Consider the following 24135-nt stretch of genomic DNA (forward strand, 5'->3'; position numbering starts at 1 on the left):
TATTCATGTCCCTCATTCCCGTCATTGCCATCGACGGCCCGTCCGCTTCCGGCAAAGGCACGGTTGCCCAGCGCGTGGCCGATGCCCTCGGTTTTCACTACCTCGATTCCGGTGCCATTTACCGGTTGACCGCACTGGCTGCACAGCAGCAGGGCGTAGGCTGGCAGGACGAGGCGGGTGTCGCCGCTGTGGCGGCTGGGCTGGATGTGGTGTTCGACGGGGCGCTCATCCTGCTGGGCGGTATGGACGTCAGCGAGGCCATCCGCAGCGAGCAGATCGGCGTTGGTGCGTCGGTGGTGGCCGCGCTGCCGGCGGTACGTGCCGCCTTGCTGGCGCGCCAGCAGGCATTCGCGCAGCTGCCGGGCCTGGTGGCCGATGGCCGCGACATGGGCGCGGTCGTGTTCCCGCACGCACCGCTCAAGGTCTTCCTGACGGCCACCGCCGAGGCACGTGCCGAGCGCCGCTACAAACAATTGCTGGGCCGTGGTGAGGCTGCCGATCTGGCCGCCATCACCGCCGACCTGCAGGCGCGTGATGAGCGCGACCGTAACCGTGCGGTAGCGCCGCTGCAACAGTTGCCTGACGCCGAGCTGCTGGAAACCACGCAACTGGGCATCGAAGAGGCCGTTGCGCAGGTTCTGGCGTGGTGGCAGTCGCGAATAAACCAGCCAAGTGCTTGAACTGCTTAAAAGAAATCCTTAAAATACTGCGATTGATCTGACCCGGGCGTTGTGGCCGGGCTGGATCGCTTTGGGGTCAAACCGGCGCAAGGCCGGGGCGACTGTTGTACAACTAACCCCCCGCTCCCCGCCTGTCTGGGCATGGGAGTATTTGGAAAATTCCTCAATGACTACTGCAACTCTGTCGGGCTCCATGGAGAGCTTTGCCGCCCTGTTCGAAGAAAGCCTTCAGAACCAGGAAATGCGCTCGGGTGAAGTCATCACCGCTGAAGTCGTGGCTATCGACAACAACTTCGTGACCGTGAATGCCGGTCTGAAGTCCGAATCCCTGATCCCGGTCGAAGAATTCAAGAACGACAATGGCGAAGTTGACGTCAAGGTCGGCGATTTCGTACCGGTAGCAATCGACAGCCTGGAAAACGGCTACGGCGAAACCAAGCTCTCCCGCGAAAAGGCCAAGCGCCTGGCCGCCTGGATCGAGCTGGAAGACTGCCTGGAACGTGGTCAGGTCATGACCGGTGTGATCTCGGGCAAGGTCAAGGGCGGTCTGACCGTCATGGTCAACGGCCTGCGCGCATTCCTGCCGGGTTCGCTGGTCGACATCCGTCCGATCAAGGACACCACCCCGTTCGAAGGCAAGCAAGTCGAATTCAAGGTCATCAAGCTGGACCGCAAGCGCAACAACGTCGTTGTGTCGCGTCGCGCCGTGCTGGAAGACAGCCTGGGCGAAGAGCGTCAGAAGCTGCTGGAAACCCTGCGCGAAGGCGCGATCATCAAGGGTATCGTCAAGAACATCACCGACTACGGTGCGTTCGTTGACCTCGGCGGCATCGACGGCCTGCTGCACATCACCGACCTGGCATGGCGCCGCGTCAAGCACCCGAGCGAAGTCCTCGCGGTGGGCGACGAAGTCGAAGCCAAGGTACTGAAGTTCGATCAGGAAAAGAACCGCGTATCGCTGGGTCTGAAGCAACTGGGCGAAGATCCGTGGGTTGGCCTGTCGCGCCGCTACCCGCAAGGTACCCGCCTGTTCGGCAAGGTGACCAACCTGACCGACTACGGTGCGTTCGTTGAAATCGAACAAGGTATCGAAGGTCTGGTCCACGTGTCCGAAATGGACTGGACCAACAAGAACGTTCACCCGTCCAAGGTTGTGTCGCTGGGCGACGAAGTCGAAGTGATGATCCTCGACATCGACGAAGACAAGCGTCGTATCAGCCTGGGCATGAAGCAGTGCGCTGCCAACCCGTGGGACGACTTCGAAGGCAACTTCAAGAAGGGCGACAAGATCAAGGGTTCGATCAAGTCGATCACCGACTTCGGTGTGTTCGTTGGTCTGCCGGGCGGCATCGATGGCCTGGTTCACCTGTCCGACCTGTCGTGGCACGTTACCGGCGAAGAAGCGGTTCGCAACTTCAAGAAGGGCGACGAAGTCGAAGCCATCGTGCTGTCGATCGACGTCGAGAAGGAGCGCATCAGCCTCGGCATCAAGCAGCTGGAAGGTGATCCGTTCAACAACTACGTGTCGAGCAGCGACAAGGGCGCCATCGTCAAGGGTACCGTCAAGTCCCTGGACGCCAAGGGTGCCGTGGTTCTGCTGGCTGACGACGTCGAAGGCTACCTGCGTTCGACCGAAGTCTCGCGTGACCGCGTTGAAGACATCCGCACCGTCCTGAAGGAAGGTGACGAAGTCGAAGCCATGATCATCAACGTTGATCGCAAGAACCGTTCGATCAACCTGTCGATCAAGGCCAAGGACATGGGCGACGAGAAGGCTGCAATGAGCCAACTGTCGTCGGATGCCACTGCTGGTACGACCAACCTCGGTGCATTGCTCAAGGCCAAGCTGTCTGGTTCGAACGAGTAATTGCCTTGAGCGACGGTGGTATGACCAAGTCTGAACTCATTGCAAAACTCGCCGAGCGATATCCGCAACTGGTGGCGAAAGATGCTGAGTTGGCCGTCAAGACCATCCTCGATGCGATGGCGAAAAGCCTGGCGCAAGGTCGTCGCATCGAGATTCGTGGTTTTGGCAGTTTCGACCTTAACTACCGGCCGCCCAGATTGGGGCGCAATCCCAAGTCTGGTACCAAAGTAGAGGTACCGGAAAAGTTTGTGCCTCACTTCAAGGCGGGCAAAGAGTTGCGCGAACGCGTTGACGAATTGCTGTAAATGCAGGTAATGAAAAACGGCGTCCCACAAGGGCGCCGTTTTTCTTTTGTCATGTCAGACTGGCAATATTGAAAGCTTGCCGTTTGCCCTGCTGCTAGCCGGCGCGGGAATCGGCTACAATGCAGGGCATTCATGCTGTTGGCGTGCCGTGTGATGGCCGCCACGTCGTTAGCGAGTCTTTATGCGCATCCTGCTCTGGCCGATCCTGATCCTCCTGTTTCTGATTACGCTGGTTTTCGCGCTGCGCAATGCCCAGCCCGTCACCATCAACTTTCTTGCCGGATATGGCTGGACGGCACCGCTGGTGCTGCAATTGCTGGTGTTTTTCGTGTTGGGTGCACTGGTAGGTGTACTGGCGCTGGTCGGCAAGGTCATCCGCTATCGCCGCGAGGCCATCAAGCTGCGCCGCGAGCTGCGCGTGCGCCAGGCCGCAACGCCGCCCGCGGTGGACGTGGTGCTGGAGCAGCCGCGCGATGCCGTTTAATCCAGCGCTGTTCGCGTCTTTCTGCAGGGCAACCCATGCCTGATACCCAATTCTGGTGGCTGATCGCCTTTCCGATTTTCTTCGGCCTGGGCTGGCTGGCGGCGCGTGTCGATATCAAGCATGTGCTGTCGGAAACGCGCTCACTGCCGGCCTCGTACTTCAAGGGCCTTAATTTCCTGTTGAACGGCGAGACCAATCGCGCGGTCGAGGTCTATGTCGATATCGCCAGGCATCACGCGGAAACGGTTGAGCTGCAATTCACGCTGGGCCACCTTTTTCGCCGTCGTGGCGAGCTGGAGCGCGCCATCCGCATGCACCAGAAGCTGCTTGCGCGCCGTGATCTGGCCGATACGCAGCGCCAGCAGGCGCAGTTCGAGCTGGCGCAGGATTTCATGAAGGCCGGACTGTTTGATCGTGCCGAGGCCATCCTGACCGAGCTGGCAAATACCGATTACGCGCGCCAGGCGCGCACCGAGCTACTGGCCGTGTACCAGCAGGAAAAGGATTGGCACAAGGCGATCGAGACTGCGCGGCAACTGCGTGACGATAGCCACAACTATCAGCACGAGATTGCGCAGTTCTACTGTGAACTTGCCGTGCAGGCGCACACCCGTTCGCATACCGATGAGGCGCGTGCCTATCTGCAGCAAGCGCTGGAGGCCAACCGCCAATGCGCCCGGGCGCGTCTGTTGCTGGCCGATATCGCCGATGCCGCCGGCGACAAGCAGGGCGCCATTGAGCAATGGCTGTTGCTGGAAAACCAGGACCCGCTCTACCTCGCGCTGGCCGCGCGTGCGCTGCTGAATGCCTATGATGCGCTGGAGCAGCACGAGCAGGGTCTGACCTTGCTGCTGCGTCTGCTGCAGCAATACCCCGAACTGGATGTCCTTGATCTGGCCTACGAGCGCATTCTGGCGCAACAGGGCCTGGATGCCGCCTATGCCTTCGTGCGTGAGCGCATGAAAACCCATCCCACCATGCCCAGCCTGCGCAAGGTGCTGGAGGCACACATGCTGGTGGCGCCGGACGATCAGAAAGTCGAGCTGGAGATCATCGTCAAGCTGCTCAACGACACCACGCGCGAGCAGTCCATGTATTTCTGCAATCACTGCGGCTTCAAGGCCAAGCAGTATTTCTGGCATTGCCCGGCCTGCACCGAATGGGAAGTTTTTGCCCCGGTGCGCGGCCGCAAGAATCGTCTACACCAAACGGAAAGTTATTGATGTCCGATCCCCGTATCGTCGTTGCGCTCGATTATCCCGATGCCGCTTCGGCCTTGGCTTTCGCCGCCCGCGTCACACCCGACCAGTGCCGGCTGAAAGTCGGCAAGGAACTGTTTACCGTTGCCGGCCCGCAACTGGTCGAGGCGCTGATTGCGCGCGGTTTCGATGTATTCCTTGACCTGAAATTCCATGACATTCCCAATACCGTGGCACAGGCATGCAAGATGGCTGCCGGCCTGGGGGTATGGATGGTCAATGTGCATGCCTCGGGCGGGCGCAAGATGATGGAAACCACCCGCGATGTACTCGAGGGCTTGCCGCAACGACCATTGCTGATCGCCGTAACGGTGCTGACCAGCATGGATGCCGCGCAACTGGCCGAAATCGGCCTGCCGGAGCCGGCGGTGCAGGTGGAACGTCTGGCGCGCCTGACGCGCGACTGCGGCCTGGATGGCGTGGTGTGTTCGGCGCAAGAGGCCGCCATGCTCAAGGCCGCATGCGGGCGTGATTTCAAGCTGGTCACCCCGGGTATCCGCCCGGCCGATGCCGCGCTGGATGACCAGAGCCGCGTGATGACGCCGCAGGCGGCCATTGCTGCCGGCAGCGACTATCTGGTGATTGGTCGCCCGATCACGCAAAGTGCCGATCCGCTCGCTACCCTGCAAACCATCAATCAAAGTCTGGAAGCTGCATGAAAATCACCGTGATTGGCACCGGCTATGTTGGCCTGGTGACTGGCGCCTGCCTCGCCGAGTATGGCAACGATGTGGTCTGCCTGGACCTCGACAGCAAGAAAATCGACTTGCTCAAGGCGGGTGGCATCCCGATTTACGAGCCGGGTCTCGATACCATTGTGGCCAGCAATGTGGCGGCAGGGCGTTTGCGCTTTACCACCGATGTGGCCGAGTCGGTGCAGCATGGCACCGTACAGTTCATTGCCGTGGGTACGCCGCCGGACGAGGATGGCTCGGCCGACCTCAAGTACGTGCTGGCCGCAGCGCGCAATATCGGTCGCTTGATGACCGACTACAAGGTGGTGGTGGATAAATCCACGGTGCCGGTCGGCACGGCGGAGAAGGTCAAGGAAGCAATTGCCGAGGAGCTGGCGGCGCGTGGCGTGAAGCTGGAATTCAGCGTGGCGTCCAACCCCGAATTCCTGAAGGAGGGGGCGGCGGTCGAGGACTTCATGCGCCCGGATCGCATCGTGATCGGCGCCGAGGACGAACGCGCTATCCACGTGATGAAGGCCATCTACCACCCGTTTCAGCGCAACCATGACCGCACGCTGGTGATGGATATCCGCTCTGCCGAGCTGACCAAGTATGCGGCCAATGCCATGCTGGCCACGCGTATCTCGTTCATGAACGAAATCGCCAACCTGGCCGAGAAGCTGGGTGCGGACGTCGAGCACGTGCGCCGCGGCATCGGCTCTGACCCGCGCATTGGCTACCATTTCCTGTATCCGGGTTGTGGCTATGGCGGTTCGTGCTTCCCCAAGGATGTGCAGGCGCTGCAGCAGACCGCGGTCGAGAACGGCATGCAGCTCAAGGTGCTGAACGCGGTCGAATCCGTCAACGAGGGGCAAAAGCAGGTGCTGCTGCACAAGCTGATCAGCCGCTTTGGCGACGACCTGAGCGGCAAACGCTTTGCCGTGTGGGGGCTGGCATTCAAGCCGCGCACCGACGACATGCGCGAGGCGCCCAGCCTGGTGTTGATCGAGGCTTTGCTGGCGCATGGGGCCAGCGTGGTGGCATTTGATCCGGTTGCCATGACCGAGGCGCGCCGTCATCTGGGTGAGCGCATCACCTATGCGACAGACCCGATCAACGCGCTGGAAGGTGCGGATGCACTGCTGATCGTGACCGAGTGGAAGCAATTCCAGGTGCCGGATTTCGAGGTGGTCAAGGCCAAGCTGAAGACTCCGCTCATTCTGGATGGCCGCAATCTGTACGAGCCGGCCTTTGTGCGCCAGCACGGGCTGGAATACGACGCGATTGGCCGTCGCTGAGAGGTAAGGCATGAATCTGGCTGAACTGCGCAAGGCGGTTGCCGGCGCTCGCGTGCTGGTGGTGGGCGACGTAATGCTTGATCGCTACTGGTTTGGCGATGTCGAGCGCATCTCGCCCGAGGCGCCGGTGCCGGTGGCGCGCATCCGCAAGACGGACGAACGTGCCGGTGGGGCTGCCAATGTGGCGCGCAATATCGCCGCGCTGGGCGGGCAGGCGCATCTGCTGGCCGTGATCGGTGATGACGAGGCCGGAAGCAGTCTGGAAAAACTGCTGCAGACCGAGCGCGTAACGACCACGCTGTATCGCGATCCACAGATTGCCACCACGGTGAAGCTGCGCGTGCTGGCACGCCAGCAGCAATTGCTGCGCATTGATTTTGAAGAGACCCCCAGCCACGACGTCCTTGCTAGCAAGCTGGACGAGTTCCGCAACCTTCTGGCTCGGGTGGATGTAGTCATTCTGTCCGACTACGGCAAGGGTGGCCTGCTGCACGTGCGCGAGATGATTGCGGCGGCACGGCATGCCGGCAAGCCGGTGCTGGTGGACCCCAAGGGCGATGATTACGCGCCGTACCGCAGCGCCACGCTGCTGACACCCAACCGCAGCGAATTCCGCCAGGTGGCGGGCAGCTGGCGCGACGAAGCCGACTTCACTGTGCGTGCGCAGGCGCTGCGTGAGCAGCTCGACCTGCAGGCGCTGCTGGTGACGCGCAGCGAGGAGGGCATGACCCTGTTCCGGGCGCAAGGCGTGGCGCATCAGCCGACGGTGGCGCAAGAGGTGTTCGATGTCTCCGGTGCCGGCGATACGGTGATCGGCACGCTGGGGCTGATGCTGGCGGCCGGGCTGGATTTGCCGGCGGCAATGAACTGGTCCAACCGCGCTGCAGGCGTAGTGGTCGGCAAGCTGGGTACGGCCGTGGTGCACCCGGAAGAGTTGTTCATCGAGCAGGTGTGATGCGCGCCGGCGGCGTTGCTGCTGGCCGGTATCAGGCTGGGCCGGCGTTGTCGCTCGGCTCGGCCACCACCACCAGGTTCTTGCCGCCTTTCTTGGCGCGATACATGGCTGCATCGGCACGCTCCAGCACATGGGCGCGGTGTTCGCCCATCTCGACTTCGGTCACGCCGGCGCTGAAGGTGATCAGTACTTTCTCGTTGTTGTGCATGAAAAAGCGCCGGGTCAGCTCGCGCTGCAGACGCTGTAGTGTCGGCACTGCCTCTTCGATGCGCGTTTCGGGTAGCAGTAGCACGAACTCTTCTCCGCCGTAGCGGGCGACCACGTCGGTGGGGCGCAGCAAATCCTTGATGACGGCCACCAGATGGGTGAGGGCGGCGTCGCCTGCAGCATGACCACGGCTGTCATTCAGTTGCTTGAAATTGTCGATATCCAGCAGTGCCAGCGATAGCGGCTTGCCACTTCGCAGTGCGCGGGCGGTCTCGGTGTCATACGCTTCTTCCATGCCGCGCCGGTTCAGTGCGCCGGTCAGTTGGTCGACGCGGATCTTCTCGCTGATTTCGCGCAGCTCGTTTTCCAGCTGGGCGATTTTCTCCTGTGCCTGGTCCACCTTGGCGCGGGCCTCGCGCATTTCATCGCGGTTGCGCTGTACGTCGAGCTGCATGGAGCGGGTGTCTTGCAGCAGCGACGCCATCACATGGCGGATATCGCCCAGGTCATTGGCCTGCTGCAGCTGTTCGGCATAGCCGGCAATGCGCCCCTGGTATTGATCGGTGCTGTCGGACAGACTGCCCAAGCGGTCGATGAAGCTGGCGATCATGGACTTGAGCGCGTCCTGCGCCTCAAGCAGGCTGCGCTTGAGCATGCTCTGCTTGTAAATCACTTCCTTGAGGCCGGCTTCGGCATCGTAAATCAGCCGCATGTCGAGCGGCTGCGACATGATGTGCTGTACCACGGCGATCTGGCCGTGCAGCATGTCGTCCTCGACCACCAGCTCGCTCATATTGTCGGTGAGCAGGCGCAGCAGATTGAGCAGCCCGTCGCACAGGCGCTGCTCCTGGTCATTGAGCAATTCAAGCTTGAGCCAGAACTTGCGCAGCCGGGCGTTGAATTTCTGTACGTCCGCATCCAGCGTGGCTGCCAGCGCCTCGCTGCCGATCTGGCTGGCTTCGTCGGCCAGTTCAGGGTAGTGCCTGAGCCGTGGCGCCAGCCCCAGTGTCATGGCCTGCGCCAGACCCTGTTGCCAGCTGCTGTCTGCGGAGGCGGGCGAATAGGCTGGCAGGGGCTGGGTACTGGTGAACGAGATGCCGCTGCCGGCTGCAGTCTGCGATGCGGTAGTGCCGGTTTCCTCGGCAACGGTGCTTTCCGTGCTGGTTTCCCCCCAGCTGCGTATCAGTCCGGAGAGTTTGTCGTTCAGCTGCTCGGGATCATTGCCGAAGTGGATGAGTACGCGCTCCAGTGTTTCGGACTTTTTGCTGTGCGAATAAGCGGGATTGCGTAAATCCCATTGTTTGATGAGGTTGCGTACCAGGTCTGCCCAGGATTGGGTCAGCCCGGCCTGGCCGCCCTGCAGCTCAATGTACTTGATGATCAGTGCCGGTATGGCGGGCCAGTCGCCGCTGCGCGCTGCCTTGCGCAGTTGGTCCAGCGTGCGTTTGAGCTCGGGCGACTGGCGTGGCAGGGCGCCCAGTGCTTGTTCGATCTGCAGGACCACGGGTGGCAGGCGCTGTTCTTCCGGCGTGCCGGCAATGGTGTGATACACCTCTGCATAATGGTCCGGGCTGGGCTCAAGGCGTTGCTGGGTCAGCTCCTTGAGGGTCTCGCGGGCAATTTCGGTGGGCTTGGTGAGCTTGCGCATGGCGATGGTTGGCGTGGGCAGATTCCCATTATAAGATGCTGCCGGGCTGCCATGCAGATGTAGCGGTATCGGCGGTGAAAAACAAAAAGGGCATCCGAAGATGCCCCTTTGTCAGTGCTGATGCGCGTGATGCGGCTTATTGCTCGCCAACCACGATCACCTTCACTTGTGCGGTCACGTCGTGATGCAGACCCAGGGCGACTTCGAATTCGCCGATGGTCTTCAGCGGGCCTTCCGGCAGACGCACTTCCGACTTGCTGACTTCGATGCCGGTCGCGGTCACGGCTGCAGCGATGTCTGCAGTTGTGATCGAGCCGAACAGACGGCCGTCAACACCGGCTTTCTGAGCGATGGTGACAGTAGCGTCAACCAGCTTTTCAGCGCGGGCTTGTGCGTTGGCGAGGATGTCGGCCTGGCGGGCTTCCAGCTCGGCGCGGCGAGCTTCGAATTCCTTCAGGTTGGCATCGGTCGCGCGCTTGGCCTTGCCTTGCGGGATCAGGAAGTTACGGGCGAAGCCGTCCTTGACCTTGACCACATCACCCAGTTGACCCAGGTTGCCTACTTTTTCGAGCAGAATGATTTGCATGGTTCTCTCCTCGGCTTAGTGCAGGTCGGTGTACGGCAGCAGGGCCAGGAAACGGGCGCGCTTGATGGCGGCCGACAGCTGACGCTGATAGCGTGCCTTGGTGCCGGTGATGCGGGCCGGGATGATCTTGCCGTTTTCAGCAATGAAATCCTTCAGGATCGCGGTGTCCTTGTAGTCGATTTCCTTGATGCCTTCGGCGCTGAAGCGGCAGAACTTTCTGCGCTTGAACAGATTGCGGGACATGGTAGACCTCAATTCAGTAATTCAAATTCATCGATATGCAAAACGAGTCGCCGGGGCTGTTTCAGATTGGCACTGGCGATAAAACCGGACAGCTGCAGCGCTTGTCCCGGCTGCAGCAGGCTAATTGCCTGTGCGGTTTTTCCGATCGCTTTTGCTTCGACTTCGGCCACAACCTTGCGATTGCTGCCATTTTCGGTTTGCAGTGATTGATGTGCGATTACACACATCACGATCGGCGTTCCTGCCGGGGTGTGCCGCAATGCCGACATTTCTGCCAGCCTGCCGGTCAATTCAACTCGATTGCGATCCAATTAAGCAGCAGCTTGGCCTTGTTCGCTGGTCAGCGAGCGCGACTTTTCTTCCTTCATCATCGGCGACGCTTCGGTCACTGCGTGTTCCATCTTGATGGTCAGATGGCGCAGAACGGCGTCGTTGAACTTGAAGGCGTGCTCGAGTTCGTCCAGAGTGGTCTGGCCGATTTCGACGTTCATCAGCACGTAGTGTGCTTTGTGGATCTTCTGGATCGGGTAAGCCAGTTGACGGCGGCCCCAGTCTTCCAGGCGATGAATCTGGCCGTTACCGGCCGCGATCAGGGTCTTGTAGCGCTCGATCATGGCGGGCACTTGCTCGCTTTGATCCGGGTGCACAATGAAAACGATCTCATAGTGTCGCATGAGTTTTCCTTGTGGTTTAAAGCCTGCCGAGTGCGACCACGGTCAGGCAAGGGACGAAAGGGCTGATTATATAACAAAAACGGCCGCCTTCTCAAGCAGCCGTTTTGCCGTCCGTCCATTCCCGGGCTTGCGTTCCGCGATGTGCCGCAGCGCTCGCCAGGTGGACGGAGGGGGTCAGCGTTCGACCTGGTCGAACTTGCCTTGCACGCCTGCCCACTCTTCGTGGTCCGGCAGCGGGTCTTTTTTCTCGACGATGACCGGCCACAGCTGGGCCAGCTCGGCATTGAGCGGGATGTACTGCTGCATGTCTGCCGGCACGTCGTCTTCGGCGTAGATGGCCTCTACCGGGCATTCGGCCACGCACAGCGTGCAGTCGATGCACTCGTCGGGGTCGATGACCAGAAAGTTGGGGCCTTCATGAAAGCAATCGACCGGGCATACATCCACGCAGTCGGTGTACTTGCATTTCACACAGGCGTCGGTGACGACGTAAGTCATGGCGTTTCCTTTTCTCTTTGTTCTGGCGACAATTGCTCATTCTATCAAAGCTCGTCCGCAGTAAACCATGCTTGAGTCACTCCCTGTGCCGAAAATCGATCTGCCCGAGCCGCAACAGCCTTATTGTGGCCGTTTTGCCCCCAGTCCGACGGGTGACTTGCACCTGGGGTCGCTGCTGGCTGCGCTTGCGAGTTGCCTGGAGGCGCGTAGCCGTGGTGGGCGCTGGCTGTTGCGCATGGAAGACCTTGATCCGCCGCGCGTGATGCCAGGTGCGGCACAACGCATCGTCGACAGTCTGTTGCAGCACGGCTTTGTCTGGGATGGCGAGCTGGCGGTGCAGAGCGAGCGCAGTGATCTATATAAGGCCGCATTGGTGCAGCTGCAGCAATCCGGCCGCCTTTACCCTTGCTGCTGCACTCGCAGGGAAGTGGCACAACTGGCGCATGCCGGGGTGGATGGCCCGGTTTATCCCGGCACCTGCCGCAATGGCTTGCCACCGGGGCGAGAGGCGCGCGCGCTGCGCGTGCGGGTGGACGAACAATTGATCTCGTTTGCGGATGGGGTGCAGGGCCTGCAGCAACAGGTATTGGCCGAGGTGGTGGGTGATTTTGTATTGCAGCGTGCCGATGGGTTGTTTGCCTATCAACTGGCCGTGGTGGTCGATGATGCGTTGCAGGGCGTGAATCATGTTGTGCGGGGCGCCGATCTGCTTGATTCAACCCCGCGCCAAATTCATTTGCAGCGATTGCTCGGATTACCGACCCCGGGTTACGTGCATATTCCGGTCCTCGTCAATCAAGCTGGCGAGAAACTGAGCAAGCAGACATTGGCGCCCGCGCTGCAAGCCGATGGTGCTGTTTCCAATCTTTGGCTGGCGCTCGATTATCTGGGGCAGAATCCGCCGCCGGCGTTGCGCAAATCAAACCTGGCCGATATTTGGCAATGGGCGCATGCGCATTGGGCGCTGGCCCGGGTGCCACGGCAGCGGTCGATACCGATCAAGTCCTTCTGATTGCGCAACTATTAGCTGTGGAAATAGCGTGCGGCAACGTCCGCTTTTATCGTTGATTTCCGCAAATAGTGCTTTTCGCCTTGAATCAACATTTGCTATATCTGCAACTGATTGCGTTTGAGATTGGCATTGCCTTGCGCGCATGTGTAAGGTGATGTTATGTTGCCAGCCGATAGTAAAAGAAGCTGTCTGCGTGTTGCTGTATATGCCTTGTGGGGGAGTACCGTGCCAATCCAGTCGAAATTAAAAGCTTGCGCGCTTGCCTTGTTGCTGGCGAGCTCCTGGTCTGCTCATGCGGCCGGGTTGGGGCGTCTGAATGTGATCTCCGGGCTGGGCCAGCCGTTCCGGGCCGAGATTGATCTGGTCTCCGTGCAAGCCGCGGAAGCGGATTCGCTGGCGGTCAGCCTGGCTTCGCCCGAGGCGTTTTCCAATGCGCAGATCCCTTATCCGCCATCGTCGCTGGGGCTGCGTTTCAATATCGAGAAGCGTGCCGGCGGTCAGTACTATGTGCTGGTGACCTCCTCGCAGGTGGTCGGTGAGCCGTTCCTCGACCTGCTGGTCGATCTGAACTGGGCCAATGGCCGTATCCAGCGTGAATATACCGCGCTGCTTGATCCGGTCGGTTACGGCGGCCAGTCTGCAAGCGCGCAGTCGGGCGAGCGCAGCGCCACCGAGGCCTTGCCGGGCACACGTGTCTCCAGCGCCATCAAGCCGCCCAAGTCCACGCGCAAGGGGCATCATGCCAAGGCTGCCGCTCCGGCTGGCGAGGCCAAGTCGGACAAGACCGAAGCAAGTGCGCCGGCCGCGCCGAGCGACGAGGCCGCTGGCAGCTATACCGTCAAATCGGGCGACACGCTGTCGTCGATTGCCAACAAGGTCAAGCCGGAAGGCGTGAATCTGGAACAAGTGCTGGTCAGCCTGTACAAGGCCAATCCGGATGCGTTTGACGGCAACATGAACCGCCTCAAGCGCGGCAAGATCCTGAATGTGCCGGATCGCGAACAGATTGCCGCGGTGACCAAGTCCGAAGCCGCGCAGGAAATCCGTGTCCAGTCGGAAAACTGGAAGGGTTATCGCAGCAAGCTGGCCGATACTGCCAGCAAGCAAGCGCCGGTGGATACCGGCGAGAAGCCGTCGTCGTCCGGCAAGATTACCGCCAAGGTTGAAGACAAGGGCGCCAGCCAGAACGAATCGGGCAAGGACGTGCTGAAGCTGTCCAAGGGCGATACCAAGGGCAAGAAGGGCACCTCTCCGGCGCAGGGTAAGGTGCAGGCGATGGAAGAAGAGGCCGCCGCCCGCCAGAAGGCGCTGGACGAAGCCAATTCGCGCGTTGGCCAGCTGCAGAAAAACGTCAATGACATGGAAAAGGCCCTGTCGGTGAAGGGCAAGGGCGCTGCGAGCGCACCGGCACCGACCAAGGCGCCGGAGCCGACGGTTGCACCTACCGTTGCGCCGACTGCTGCCTCGGCCGAAAAGGCTTCTGCCGTCACTGAAGTAGCAGCTGCCTCGGCAGTTGCGTCGGGTACTGCTGAAGCGGCATCTGCCGTTGCATCTGCGTCTGCCGTGGCCAGTGCGCCAGCGCGCAAGCATGCCAAGCAGGCGCCTGCACCGGTGCAGGAAGAGTCCTTTATGGATTCCTTGCTGGAAAATCCGGTCGCACTGGGCGGTGGTGGCTTGGCGGTGGTTCTGGCCGCCGTAGGCGGTCTGTTCTGGTGGCGCCGTCGCAGCCGTCCGGGCAACTTTGCCGACAGCATCATTACCGGCGGTGACCTGAAGCCGAATACCGTGCTGGGCAATACCGGTGGCGCAGTGATCAGCACCCAGCCGACCGAAAACTCCTTCCTCACCGACTTCAGTCGCCAGGGCTTGGGCACCATCGACACTGATGAAGTCGACCCGATTGCCGAGGCCGAGGTCTACATGGCCTATGGCCGCGACGCGCAGGCCGAGGAAATCCTGCGTGACGCGCTGTCCAAGGATCCGAACCGCCACGAAGTCCGTCTGAAGCTGTTGGAAATCTATTCGGCACGCAAGGACAAGACCGCATTTGAAGAAGTCGCTTCCGACCTGTATGCCCAGCTGAACGGCCAGGGCCCGGTGTGGGAGCAGGCTGCATTCATGGGGCGCAATATCGACCCGGAAAATCCGCTGTACAAGCGCAAGGATGAGACCGAGTCGGGTGGCGGCTTTGCCGCGACCGCTGCAGTAAGCACGGCTGCCGTGGCTGCTGCAGCCGCATCGCAAGAGCTGGATTTCGATCTGGGCGCGCCGTTTGAAGAAGAGCCTGCACCGACACCGGCATCGCCGGCAGATGTGTTTGATCTGGGCATGTCGCAACCGCCGGCGCCAACACCGGTCGAGCCGGAGTCGGTTGCTGAAGCCGATGATCTCGGCTTCGATCTGGATCATCTGGTGCTGCCGGAAACCACTGCCGCAGCCTCTGCGCTTGACGCGGTCGCCACGACGGAAGAGCCGGCCGAGCTGCTGTCGGTGCCTGATTTTGCCGATACCGCCCCGATGGAGACTGCCGAAGAGCTGGGCGATGATCTCGACTTCTCGCTGGATGACTTGATGGCTGAAACCGCCCCGGCTCCGGCGCCGGCACCTGCGGCCGAACCGGAAGCCCTGGTGGCCAGCGAGCCGGTGGCTGCTGCGGAGGAGGCTGCATCCGATCTGGGTCTTGATTTTGACTTCGCACTGGGTGAAGAGGCTGTGGAAGCTGCTGTGCCTGCGCCGGCTGCCGATGCGATGGCCGACCTGAATCTGGACGACATCAATCTCGACCTGGGTGCAGAAGAAGTGGAAGTCAGCGCCGTGGCTGTGCCGGCTGATGAACATGCCGACTTTGCCGGCGATGATCCGGTGCAGACCAAGATCGATCTGGCCAAGGCCTATATCGACATGGGTGACGTGGAAGGCGCACGCGAAATCCTGCAAGAGGCCATCAGCGAGGGTAATGCTGGCCAGCAGGCGGAAGCACACGGCTTGCTCGATACACTGTAATCAGCGCGCGGCTGCGTGACGGCTGCGACAAATGGCGTGCGCTTGCAGATGCAAGGCACGCCATTTGTTTTTTTGCGCCCGGCCGGTGCGGCAAGGGCTTGGGTGCGGCGGGGCGAGGCTGTAAGATGACGGCCTTGTTGCAAGGATGCCGCCTGCTTTGACTGGAAAGACCTTATGACGCGCTATGCATTGGCGCTTGAATATGATGGCCGCGCGTTCAGTGGCTGGCAGGTTCAGCCTGATCGCGTCACGGTGCAGGGTGCGCTGGAACGGGCGTTGTCGCAGATGGCCGGCGCCCCGGTTCGCGCGCATGCGGCCGGCCGCACGGATGCCGGCGTGCATGCCAGCCGGCAGATCGTTCACTTCGATACCGATGCCAATCGCTCACTGACGGCGTGGGTGCGCGGCGTGAACAGCTTTTTGCCCGAGGGTGTGGCCGTATTGTGGGCGCGCGAGGTGCCCGAGCATTTCCATTCGCGCTTTGTCGCGACGGCGCGCCACTATCGCTATCTGCTGCTCAATCATCCGGTACGTCCGGGCTTGCTGGCCGGCCGGGTCGGGTGGGCGCATCAACAGCTTGATCTGGATGCGCTGCGCGCTGCCATTCCGCATTTGCTGGGCACGCATGATTTCTCCAGCTTCCGTGCTGCCGAATGCCAGGCCAAATCGCCGGTCAAAACGCTGAGCCGTCTGGACATGCGCGTTGACGGGCAGATGATCTATTTCGATTTCTCTGCGGACGCCTTTTTGCACCACATGGTGCGCAATCTGATGGGCGCCTTGCTGCACGTTGCCAGGGGCAACGAAGCGCCGGAATGGATGGCCGGATTGGTGGCGGCACAGAACCGCAGCGTGGCGCCACCGACATTCATGCCGGACGGACTCTACCTTGCTGGTGTAAGCTATCCGGCTGAGTTTGGCTTGTCCACCGAGCCGGAACCCCGTTACGGACTGATTTGATGAACCCGCGTATCAAGATTTGCGGCCTGCGCGACGCGCAAACCGCACGTTTTACCGCCGAAGCCGGTGCCGATGCCATCGGCCTGGTGTTCTATCCGCCCAGCCCGCGTCATGTCGAAACCGCTGTTGCGGCGCAGATTGTTGCAGCGCTGCCGGCCTTCGTGAGCAGTGTCGGCTTGTTTGTCGACGCCGATGCCGCCTTCGTGCGCGAGGTGATCGCGCAGACGGGGATAGACCTGCTGCAATTCCATGGCGACGAGTCGCCGGACTACTGCCGTCAGTTTGGCCGCCCTTATATCAAGGCGGTGCGGGTAAAACCCGATACAAATTTGGTAGAATATTGCACGCGCTATGCCGATGCGAGAGGTGTGCTGGTCGATGCCTTCGTGGATGGCACGCCGGGCGGTACCGGTGAAGCGTTTGATTGGTCCCTGTTGCCCCGGGATTTGCCGCTGCCGTTGATTCTGTCCGGCGGGCTGCACCCGGAGAATGTAACCGATGCGGTGCGCCAGTTGCGGCCGTGGGCGGTTGATGTATCCAGCGGCGTTGAAGCCAGTCGTGGCGTGAAGGACAGGGTGCGTATCCAGTCCTTCATCCAGGCCGTTGCTGCCGCAAACACATAGTCTGCCAAGTGAGAAAGTAATGAACGAACCGCTCCGCTATCACCAGCCCGACGAACGTGGTCACTTTGGCCAGCACGGCGGCATTTTCGTTGCTGAAACGCTGATGCCTGCGCTCGACGAATTGCGCGTCGAGTATGAAAAGGCCATCGTCGATCCGGACTTCATGGCCGAGTATCGTTACGAACTCAAGCACTACGTCGGTCGCCCCAGCCCGGTTTACCACGCCAAGCGCTGGTCCGAGCAACTGGGTGGCGCCCAGATCTACCTGAAGCGCGAAGACCTCAATCACACCGGCGCACACAAGGTCAATAACACCATTGGCCAGGCGCTGTTGGCCCGCCGCATGGGCAAGAAGCGCGTGATCGCTGAAACCGGCGCCGGCCAGCATGGCGTGGCATCTGCCACCGTGGCGGCGCGCTACGGTCTGGAATGCGTGGTGTACATGGGCGCGGAAGACGTCGCCCGCCAGTCGCCCAATGTCTATCGCATGAAGCTGCTGGGTGCCACCGTGGTGCCGGTCTCGTCGGGCAGCAAAACGCTGAAAGACGCGATGAACGAAGCCATGCGCGACTGGGTCACCAATGTCGACAGCACTTATTACATCATCGGCACCTGCGCCGGCCCGCACCCGTACCCGATGCTGGTGCGTGACTTCCAGTGCGTGATCGGCGATGAAGCCAAGCTGCAGATGGTCGATCTGATCGGCCGCCAGCCGGATGCCGTGATTGCCTGCGTGGGCGGTGGCTCCAACGCGATCGGCATTTTCCATCCCTATGTGGAAGTGCCGGGCGTGCGCCTGATCGGCGTGGAAGCCGGTGGCGATGGCGTGGAAACCGGCCGCCATGCAGCGCCGCTGACCGCCAATGCCAAGACGGGCGTACTGCATGGCAACCGCACTTATCTGATGCAGGATGCCGACGGCCAGATCATCGAAACGCATTCGATCTCTGCCGGCCTGGACTACCCGGGCGTCGGCCCGGAGCACAGCTACCTGAAGGATATCGGCCGCGCCGAATATGTGGCTGCCACCGACAAGGAAGCGCTGCAGGCCTTCCACGACCTGTGCCGTTTTGAAGGCATCATCCCTGCGCTCGAATCCAGCCATGCGCTGGCTTATGCAGCCCGCCTGGCGCCCACGCTGTCCAAGGATCAGGTGCTGCTGGTCAATCTGTCCGGCCGTGGCGACAAAGACATCCCGACCATTGCCAAGCTCGAAGGCATCCAGCTTTAAACCAAGAAGAACATCACAATGTCCCGAATTGAATCCACAATGCAGGCGCTGGCGGCCCAAGGCCGTCAGGCGCTGATCCCGTTTGTGACCGCTGGCGACCCGAACCCGGGTATCACGGTTGAATTGATGCACGCGCTGGTGGCTGGCGGCGCCGACATCATCGAGCTGGGGGTGCCGTTTTCCGACCCGATGGCCGATGGCCCGGTGATCCAGCGTGCCTCCGAGCGCGCGCTGGCGCACAAGGTGTCGCTGCGCCAGGTGCTGGCCATGGCGGCCGAGTTCCGCAAGACCGACAGCAAGACCCCGGTGGTGCTGATGGGTTATGCCAACCCGGTTGAAGCCATGGGTTACGAAGCGTTTGCCATCGCTGCGCGCGAAGCCGGTGTCGACGGCGTGCTGACCGTTGATCTGCCGCCGGAAGAAGCCGAAGAATGCGCGGCTATCCTCAAAAAACATGCGATCGACCTGATTTTCCTGCTGGCGCCGACCACCCCGGTGGCACGCCTGCAAGCCGTGGAACGTCTCGCGCGCGGCTATGTGTACTATGTCTCGCTCAAGGGCGTGACTGGCGCGGCCCATCTGGATGTCGACAGTGTGGCCAGCAAACTGGTTGAGCTGCGCGAGCACATTTCGCTGCCCATCGGCGTCGGCTTTGGCATTCGCGATGCCGAATCGGCGCGCAAGGTGGCCAGCGTGGCCGATGCGGTCGTCATCGGTTCGCGACTGGTGCAGGAAGTCGAAGCGGGTGAAGACGGCCTGGCCGGCCGCCTGACTGCCTTCCTGCAAGGCGTTCGCGCCGCGATGGATACCGCTCGCGCTTGATCGGCCCCGTGCCGGTCCAGCCCCGTGATAACAGGAGTAAACAATGAGCTGGTTGCAAAAGCTGCTGCCCCCGAAGATCAAGAGCCGCGAGCCCGGCGCCAAGTCGGCAGTGCCGGAAGGGCTGTGGCACAAGTGTTCGGCCTGCGGTGCCACCTTGTACCGCACTGATCTGGAAAACAACCTCGAAGTTTGCCCCAAGTGTAGCTTCCACAACCGCATTTCCGCCCGCCGTCGTCTCGACATGTTGCTGGATGCGGAAGGCCGTTTCGAGATCGGCGCCGAAGTGCGCCCGGTCGACATCCTCAAGTTCAAGGCCACCAAGCGTTATGCCGATCAGCTGGACCAGTTCAAGGACAGCAGTGGCGAAGACGACGCGATGGTAGTGCAGCAAGGTGCCATCCATAGCGTGCCGGTCGTCGTTGCCGTGTTTGAATACGGCTTTGTAAACGGTTCGATGGGCTCTGTGGTGGGTGAGCGCTTTGTGCGTGGCGTGCAGGTTGCGCTGGAAAACAATCTGCCCTTCATCTGCATTTCCGCCTCGGGCGGTGCGCGCATGCAGGAAGGCCTGAATTCGCTGATGCAGATGGCGAAGACCTCGGCTGCACTGACCAAGCTTGCCGACAAGCGCTTGCCGTTCATTTCCATCCTGACCGACCCGACCATGGGTGGCGTGTCGGCCTCGTTCGCCTTCCTCGGCGACGTGGTGATGGGCGAACCGGGTGCATTGATCGGCTTTGCCGGCCCGCGCGTGATTGAGCAGACCGTGCGCGAAACACTGCCTGAAGGCTTCCAGCGCTCGGAATTCCTGCTGGAGAAGGGCGCCATCGACATGATCGTTGATCGCCGTGAAATGCGCCTGCAGCTGGCCAAATTGCTCACGCTGTTCCTCAAGCAACCGGCTCCGGTTGCTTCCTGATGGCGGTATTCGACGCGGGCCGGTTGCCTGACTGGCTCGCCTATCTGGAAGGATTGCACCCCAAGTCCATCGACATGGGGCTGGCTCGCGTCAGCCACGTGCGCGATGTGATGGGGCTCAAGCCGGGCTTTCCGGTGCTCACTGTTGCCGGTACCAATGGCAAGGGGTCCGTTTGCGCCTTTCTCACCAGCATCCTGACGGCTGCAGGCTACAAGGTCGGTACGCATACCTCGCCGCATCTGCTGCGCTACAACGAGCGTGTGATGCTGGACGGGCAGGAGGCCGGTGACGACCTGCTGGTGGAGAGCTTCCGCGCCATCGAGACCGCGCGTGGCGATACGTCGCTGACGTATTTCGAGTTTGGCGTGCTGTCGGCGATGAAAGTCTTCATCGATGCCAGTGTCGATGTGGCCATTCTTGAGGTTGGCCTTGGCGGCCGACTGGATGCGGTGAATATTTTCGATGCCGATGTGGCATCCATCGTCAGTATCGATCTCGATCACCAGGCCTATCTGGGGGACAACCGCGAGGACATCGGCCGTGAAAAGGCTGGCGTATTCCGTCAGGGCAGGCCTGCCATTTGCGGCGACACCAATCCGCCGCAGAGCGTGATCGACGAGGCCGTGCGCATCGGCGCCCCGCTGGCGCTGATCGGCACGGAGTTCGGCTGGCAGAAAGAAGCCGAAGGTCAGCAGTGGATGTTCTGGCATGGCGACGCCCGCAAGCACGCATTGCCGATGCCGGCATTGCGTGGCCCTTATCAGTTGGGTAATGCCGCGGTGGCGCTGGCCATGCTGCAATCCATACGTGCGCAGCTGCCGGTTGCGCTGGCCGACATCAAGCGTGGCTTGCTCGAAGTAAACTGGCCTGCACGCTGCCAGGTGTTGCCGGGCCGGCCGCAGGTGGTGCTGGACGTGGCGCACAACCCGCACGCGGCGCGTGCACTCAAATCGGCGCTCGATCAGATGGGCTACGCCGAGAGTACCCACGCGGTATTCGGCATGATGGCAGACAAGGACATCGATGAGGTGATCCGCATCCTGGGTGAGCGCATCGCGCACTGGCACGTGGCTGCGCCGGACCTGCCACGCGCCGAGCCCGCCGATGCACTGGCAGCCCGCATTCGTGCCAGCCAGCCGCGTGCACAGGTCGATGCCTGCGAAAGTGTGGCTGCTGCGTGGCAAGCTGCCACCCGGACAGCCGGCGAGAATGATAGAATCCTCGCCTTCGGATCCTTCTATACCGTCGCTGAAGTGATGGCGGCCCGCGGTCAATAGCTCATGGCACGAGACAACGTTAGCGAAGAACTGCTGCAACTCCGTAAACGTGCGCGTCGTCGCCTCATTGGCGCGGTGACACTGGTCATCTTCTCCCTGATCGTGTTGTGGACCGTGCTGGACGGCGAGCCGCCGGCCACGATGACACATCCGGTCGAGATCATCGCCAGTGCGCCGGGCGCGTCGACACCTGCCGCAACCGGCATCTCGAACACTGCGACCGAGGCCACCACAGGTGCGCATGCCGCATCGCCAGTTCAAGCCGTGGCAGAGCCGACGGTAGTGCCGTCGCTGGCCCCCGTGAGCCTGCCGGGCAAACTGGTCAATTCCCAGGTCGAAACCCCGGCGCAACCCAGCCCCAAGCCTGTTGTAAAGCCTGAGCCGCACGCGGTTGAGAAACCGGTGGAAAAACCTGCCGAGAAGCCGACCGACAAACCCAAACCAAACAAACCCGCCAAAGACCCGCAGAAAATCCTGGATGGTCTGGATGATGCCGAAGCCAAACCGGCCGAGCGTCAGACAGAAAAACCTGCCGCTACCGCACATGCAGGCCAGACGCTGGTGCAGATCGGCGCCTATGGCGACAAGGCCAAGGTGAACGAGATTCTGGGCAAGCTCAAAGCCAACGGCATTGCCGCGTATGCGGAGCCGGTAGCCAACAAGGGCGTGGCGCTGACACGCATCCGCATTGCGGCCGGCGATGATGCGCACGCCAAGCAGGTCATGCAGAAAGCGGCAAAACTGGGTTATGCACCGCAACTGGTGCACTGAGGAGCATTGTGACAGGGTTTGACTACGCGGTACTGGTCATCGTTGGCCTGTCCATCCTGCTGTCGGTGATGCGCGGCCTGGTGCAGGAGGTGATGGCGCTGGTCGGCTGGGCTGTCGCAGCATGGTTGGCAATCCACTATGCAGCCCCCATATCGGTATATATGCCCGCTGGCATCCCGGATGAGCGCTTGCGCTATCTGGCTGCGCTGGTGGCGATTTTTGCAGGTGTATGGCTGTTCAGCGCCTTGTTGCGCATCACGATTACGCAGTTTCTGAAGTCGACTGGCTTGAATCCGCTCGACCGCATGCTGGGCGCGGTGTTTGGTCTGGCACGCGGCACCTTGTTCGTGTTGCTGCTGGTGCTGATTGCTGGCCTGACGTCGTTTCCAAGTTCACGTGTCTGGCGCGACGCCATGTTCAGCCCGCCGTTTGAAGAGCTGGCCAAGCTGAGTCTGCCGTGGCTGCCGACGGCGCTGGCGCAGCGCATACACTACGAGTGAGCGCGGGCAGGGCGCTTTGACTTCAGCACGCTGAAGCAGGTTTTTGTGAAGCTGTGGCAACCGCCGCAGCTGGTTTTTAAGGATTGTGGATTATGTGTGGCATTGTCGGCCTCGTTGCTAAAACCCCCGTCAACCAGATGCTGTATGACGGGCTGCTGGTCTTGCAGCACCGTGGCCAGGATGCCGCGGGCATCGTGACCGCCGAAGGCCCGATGTTCCACATGCACAAGGGCCAGGGCTTGGTGCGCGACGTGTTCCGCACTCGCAACATGCGCTCGCTGCTGGGCAACGTCGGCATTGGCCACGTGCGCTATCCGACGGCAGGCTCGGCTTCCAGCCTGGCTGAATCGCAACCCTTCTACGTCAACAGCCCGTTTGGCCTGGTACTGGCGCACAACGGCAACCTGACCAACGACAAGCAACTGAAAGACGAGATGTACCGCACCGACTTGCGGCACATCAACACCAATTCCGATTCCGAAGCGCTGCTTAACGTGCTGGCGCACGAACTGTCCAAGCGCACCAATGGCCCGCGCCTGACCGCTGAAATCGTTTTCGATGCCATTACCGCCGTGCACCAGCGCGTGCGCGGCGCCTATGCGGTTGTGGCGCTGGTAGCCGGTTTCGGCTTGATTGCTTTCCGTGATCCGCATGGCATCCGCCCGCTGTCGCTGGGTGTGCATGACACACCGGAAGGCCCGGAATACATCGTGGCCAGTGAATCGGTCGCCCTCGACACGCTGGGCTTCAAACTGATGCGCGACGTGGCGCCGGGCGAAGCTCTTTACATCAGTTTTGAGGGCGAGCTGAGCAGCCGCCAGTGCCATTCGAACGCCAAACTGGCCCCCTGTATCTTCGAACACGTGTACTTTGCGCGTTCGGACAGCGTCATCGATGGTATCTCGGTGCACGAGGCGCGCCTGAACATGGGTACGCAACTGGCCGACAAGGTCAAGGCCATGGTGCCGGCGCTGGATATCGATGTGGTCATCCCCATTCCGGATACCAGCCGCGATTCGGCGCTGGAAATGGCGAACGAATTGAAAATCCCTTACCGTGAGGGTTTCATCAAGAACCGCTACATTGGTCGCACCTTCATCATGCCGGGCCAGGCCAGCCGCAAGAAGTCGGTGCGCCAGAAGCTGAACCCGATCGCGGTCGAGTTCCGTGGCAAGAACGTGCTGTTGGTGGATGACTCCATCGTGCGTGGCACTACCTCCAAGGAAATCGTGCAGATGGTGCGCGATTGCGGCGCCAAGAAGGTCTATCTGGCTTCGGCTGCGCCACCGGTCAAGTTCCCGCATGTGTACGGCATCGATATGCCGACCCGTGCCGAGCTGATCGCCACCGGCCGTACCGCAGAGCAGATTGCCGAGGAAATCGGCGCCGATGCCGTGATCTATCAGGAACTGGATGCGCTGATCACCGCCTGCCGTGATGCCAGCCAGGGGCTGATTACCGAGTTCGAGACCTCGTGCTTCGACGGCAACTACATCACCGGCGACATCACCGATGAGTATCTGGATGCGCTGGAAGCCAAGCGCTTGTCGCCGCTGTCGGCCAAGTTCAAGGAAGGTGACCCGGATACCCGCGTGCTGGACATGAATATCGGCGTGGCCGAGCAAAATCTGATCTGATATCA

Annotated in this window: 25 protein-coding genes; 19 read left to right on the top strand and 6 right to left on the bottom strand. The window is 61.3% G+C overall.

The window, feature by feature from the left end:
* Positions 1-5: 5 nt before the first annotated feature.
* From cmk to rfaE1, 8 genes are all read left to right on the top strand, one after another.
* Positions 6-680: a (d)CMP kinase gene (gene cmk, locus B9A19_RS08155; protein WP_084090297.1), complete on the top strand. Its 675-nt coding sequence runs from the start codon at positions 6-8 to the stop codon at positions 678-680.
* A 193-nt stretch (positions 681-873) separates the two neighbouring features.
* Entirely contained in the window at positions 874-2547 is a 1674-nt protein-coding gene (gene rpsA, locus B9A19_RS08160) for a 30S ribosomal protein S1 (RefSeq protein WP_176216856.1), read from the top strand.
* Between the two features lie 20 nt (positions 2548-2567).
* Positions 2568-2852: an integration host factor subunit beta gene (locus B9A19_RS08165; RefSeq protein ID WP_035054101.1), complete on the top strand. Its 285-nt coding sequence runs from the start codon at positions 2568-2570 to the stop codon at positions 2850-2852.
* A gap of 181 nt (positions 2853-3033) precedes the next feature.
* Positions 3034-3336 carry a LapA family protein gene (locus tag B9A19_RS08170; protein ID WP_084090298.1) on the top strand — a complete coding sequence of 101 codons (303 nt, stop codon included), beginning with the start codon at positions 3034-3036 and terminating at the stop codon, positions 3334-3336.
* Between the two features lie 35 nt (positions 3337-3371).
* Positions 3372-4559 carry a lipopolysaccharide assembly protein LapB gene (lapB, locus tag B9A19_RS08175; RefSeq protein ID WP_084090299.1) on the top strand — a complete coding sequence of 396 codons (1188 nt, stop codon included), beginning with the start codon at positions 3372-3374 and terminating at the stop codon, positions 4557-4559.
* Entirely contained in the window at positions 4559-5254 is a 696-nt protein-coding gene (pyrF, locus tag B9A19_RS08180; protein ID WP_139798735.1) for an orotidine-5'-phosphate decarboxylase, read from the top strand. The genes lapB and pyrF overlap by 1 nt, the downstream gene beginning before the upstream one ends.
* Positions 5251-6567 (top strand): UDP-glucose dehydrogenase family protein, encoded by a 1317-nt coding sequence (locus B9A19_RS08185; protein ID WP_084090301.1) that lies wholly within the window; start codon positions 5251-5253, stop codon positions 6565-6567. The genes pyrF and B9A19_RS08185 overlap by 4 nt, the downstream gene beginning before the upstream one ends.
* 10 nt (positions 6568-6577) lie before the next feature.
* Positions 6578-7522 carry a D-glycero-beta-D-manno-heptose-7-phosphate kinase gene (rfaE1, locus tag B9A19_RS08190; protein WP_084090302.1) on the top strand — a complete coding sequence of 315 codons (945 nt, stop codon included), beginning with the start codon at positions 6578-6580 and terminating at the stop codon, positions 7520-7522.
* Positions 7523-7553: 31 nt separating this feature from the next.
* Here the strand turns inward: rfaE1 and B9A19_RS08195 are convergent, their stop codons facing one another.
* From B9A19_RS08195 to fdxA, 6 genes are all read right to left on the bottom strand, one after another.
* Entirely contained in the window at positions 7554-9377 is a 1824-nt protein-coding gene (locus tag B9A19_RS08195) for a GGDEF domain-containing protein (RefSeq protein WP_084090303.1), read from the bottom strand.
* A 136-nt stretch (positions 9378-9513) separates the two neighbouring features.
* On the bottom strand, positions 9514-9963 hold the full coding sequence (gene rplI / locus B9A19_RS08200; protein ID WP_084090304.1) for a 50S ribosomal protein L9: 450 nt from the start codon (positions 9961-9963) through the stop codon (positions 9514-9516).
* A gap of 15 nt (positions 9964-9978) precedes the next feature.
* A complete protein-coding gene (rpsR, locus tag B9A19_RS08205; RefSeq protein WP_084090305.1) occupies positions 9979-10206 on the bottom strand; it encodes a 30S ribosomal protein S18 in 228 nt (75 codons plus the stop codon).
* An 8-nt stretch (positions 10207-10214) separates the two neighbouring features.
* Positions 10215-10517, bottom strand: coding sequence for a primosomal replication protein N (gene priB, locus B9A19_RS08210; RefSeq protein ID WP_217807013.1), 303 nt, complete (start codon positions 10515-10517; stop codon positions 10215-10217).
* Complete coding sequence (gene rpsF, locus B9A19_RS08215) at positions 10518-10880, bottom strand: 30S ribosomal protein S6 (RefSeq protein ID WP_084090306.1); 363 nt, start codon at positions 10878-10880, stop codon at positions 10518-10520. It lies immediately after the preceding gene.
* A 174-nt stretch (positions 10881-11054) separates the two neighbouring features.
* Positions 11055-11378: a ferredoxin FdxA gene (gene fdxA, locus B9A19_RS08220; protein ID WP_084090307.1), complete on the bottom strand. Its 324-nt coding sequence runs from the start codon at positions 11376-11378 to the stop codon at positions 11055-11057.
* Positions 11379-11445: 67 nt separating this feature from the next.
* Here fdxA and gluQRS point away from each other — a divergent pair, with 67 nt between their 5' ends.
* The 11 genes from gluQRS (at position 11446) to purF (ending at position 24130) form a co-directional block, all read left to right on the top strand.
* Positions 11446-12390, top strand: coding sequence for a tRNA glutamyl-Q(34) synthetase GluQRS (gluQRS, locus tag B9A19_RS08225; protein ID WP_084090308.1), 945 nt, complete (start codon positions 11446-11448; stop codon positions 12388-12390).
* A gap of 303 nt (positions 12391-12693) precedes the next feature.
* Positions 12694-15393, top strand: coding sequence for a motility hub landmark protein FimV (locus B9A19_RS08230; RefSeq protein ID WP_176216849.1), 2700 nt, complete (start codon positions 12694-12696; stop codon positions 15391-15393).
* A gap of 174 nt (positions 15394-15567) precedes the next feature.
* Positions 15568-16353: a tRNA pseudouridine(38-40) synthase TruA gene (gene truA / locus B9A19_RS08235; RefSeq protein WP_084090310.1), complete on the top strand. Its 786-nt coding sequence runs from the start codon at positions 15568-15570 to the stop codon at positions 16351-16353.
* Positions 16353-16976 carry a phosphoribosylanthranilate isomerase gene (locus tag B9A19_RS08240; RefSeq protein ID WP_084090311.1) on the top strand — a complete coding sequence of 208 codons (624 nt, stop codon included), beginning with the start codon at positions 16353-16355 and terminating at the stop codon, positions 16974-16976. The genes truA and B9A19_RS08240 overlap by 1 nt, the downstream gene beginning before the upstream one ends.
* Before the next feature lie 19 nt (positions 16977-16995).
* Positions 16996-18207, top strand: coding sequence for a tryptophan synthase subunit beta (trpB, locus tag B9A19_RS08245; RefSeq protein WP_084090312.1), 1212 nt, complete (start codon positions 16996-16998; stop codon positions 18205-18207).
* An 18-nt stretch (positions 18208-18225) separates the two neighbouring features.
* Entirely contained in the window at positions 18226-19029 is an 804-nt protein-coding gene (gene trpA / locus B9A19_RS08250; protein ID WP_084090313.1) for a tryptophan synthase subunit alpha, read from the top strand.
* Between the two features lie 43 nt (positions 19030-19072).
* The gene (accD, locus tag B9A19_RS08255) at positions 19073-19945 is read left to right on the top strand and encodes an acetyl-CoA carboxylase, carboxyltransferase subunit beta (RefSeq protein ID WP_084090314.1); all 873 of its coding nucleotides are present in this window, start codon (positions 19073-19075) and stop codon (positions 19943-19945) included.
* Positions 19945-21222 (top strand): bifunctional tetrahydrofolate synthase/dihydrofolate synthase, encoded by a 1278-nt coding sequence (gene folC, locus B9A19_RS08260; protein ID WP_084090315.1) that lies wholly within the window; start codon positions 19945-19947, stop codon positions 21220-21222. The genes accD and folC overlap by 1 nt, the downstream gene beginning before the upstream one ends.
* Positions 21223-21225: 3 nt before the next feature.
* Positions 21226-21993: an SPOR domain-containing protein gene (locus tag B9A19_RS08265; RefSeq protein WP_084090316.1), complete on the top strand. Its 768-nt coding sequence runs from the start codon at positions 21226-21228 to the stop codon at positions 21991-21993.
* Between the two features lie 8 nt (positions 21994-22001).
* Positions 22002-22493, top strand: a complete 492-nt coding sequence (locus B9A19_RS08270) for a CvpA family protein (protein ID WP_084090317.1) — start codon at positions 22002-22004, stop codon at positions 22491-22493.
* A gap of 92 nt (positions 22494-22585) precedes the next feature.
* Positions 22586-24130 carry an amidophosphoribosyltransferase gene (purF, locus tag B9A19_RS08275; RefSeq protein WP_084090318.1) on the top strand — a complete coding sequence of 515 codons (1545 nt, stop codon included), beginning with the start codon at positions 22586-22588 and terminating at the stop codon, positions 24128-24130.
* Positions 24131-24135 lie beyond the last annotated feature (5 nt).

The organism is Andreprevotia lacus DSM 23236 (assembly GCF_900176275.1).
Classification (GTDB): Bacteria; Pseudomonadota; Gammaproteobacteria; order Burkholderiales; family Chitinibacteraceae; genus Andreprevotia; species Andreprevotia lacus.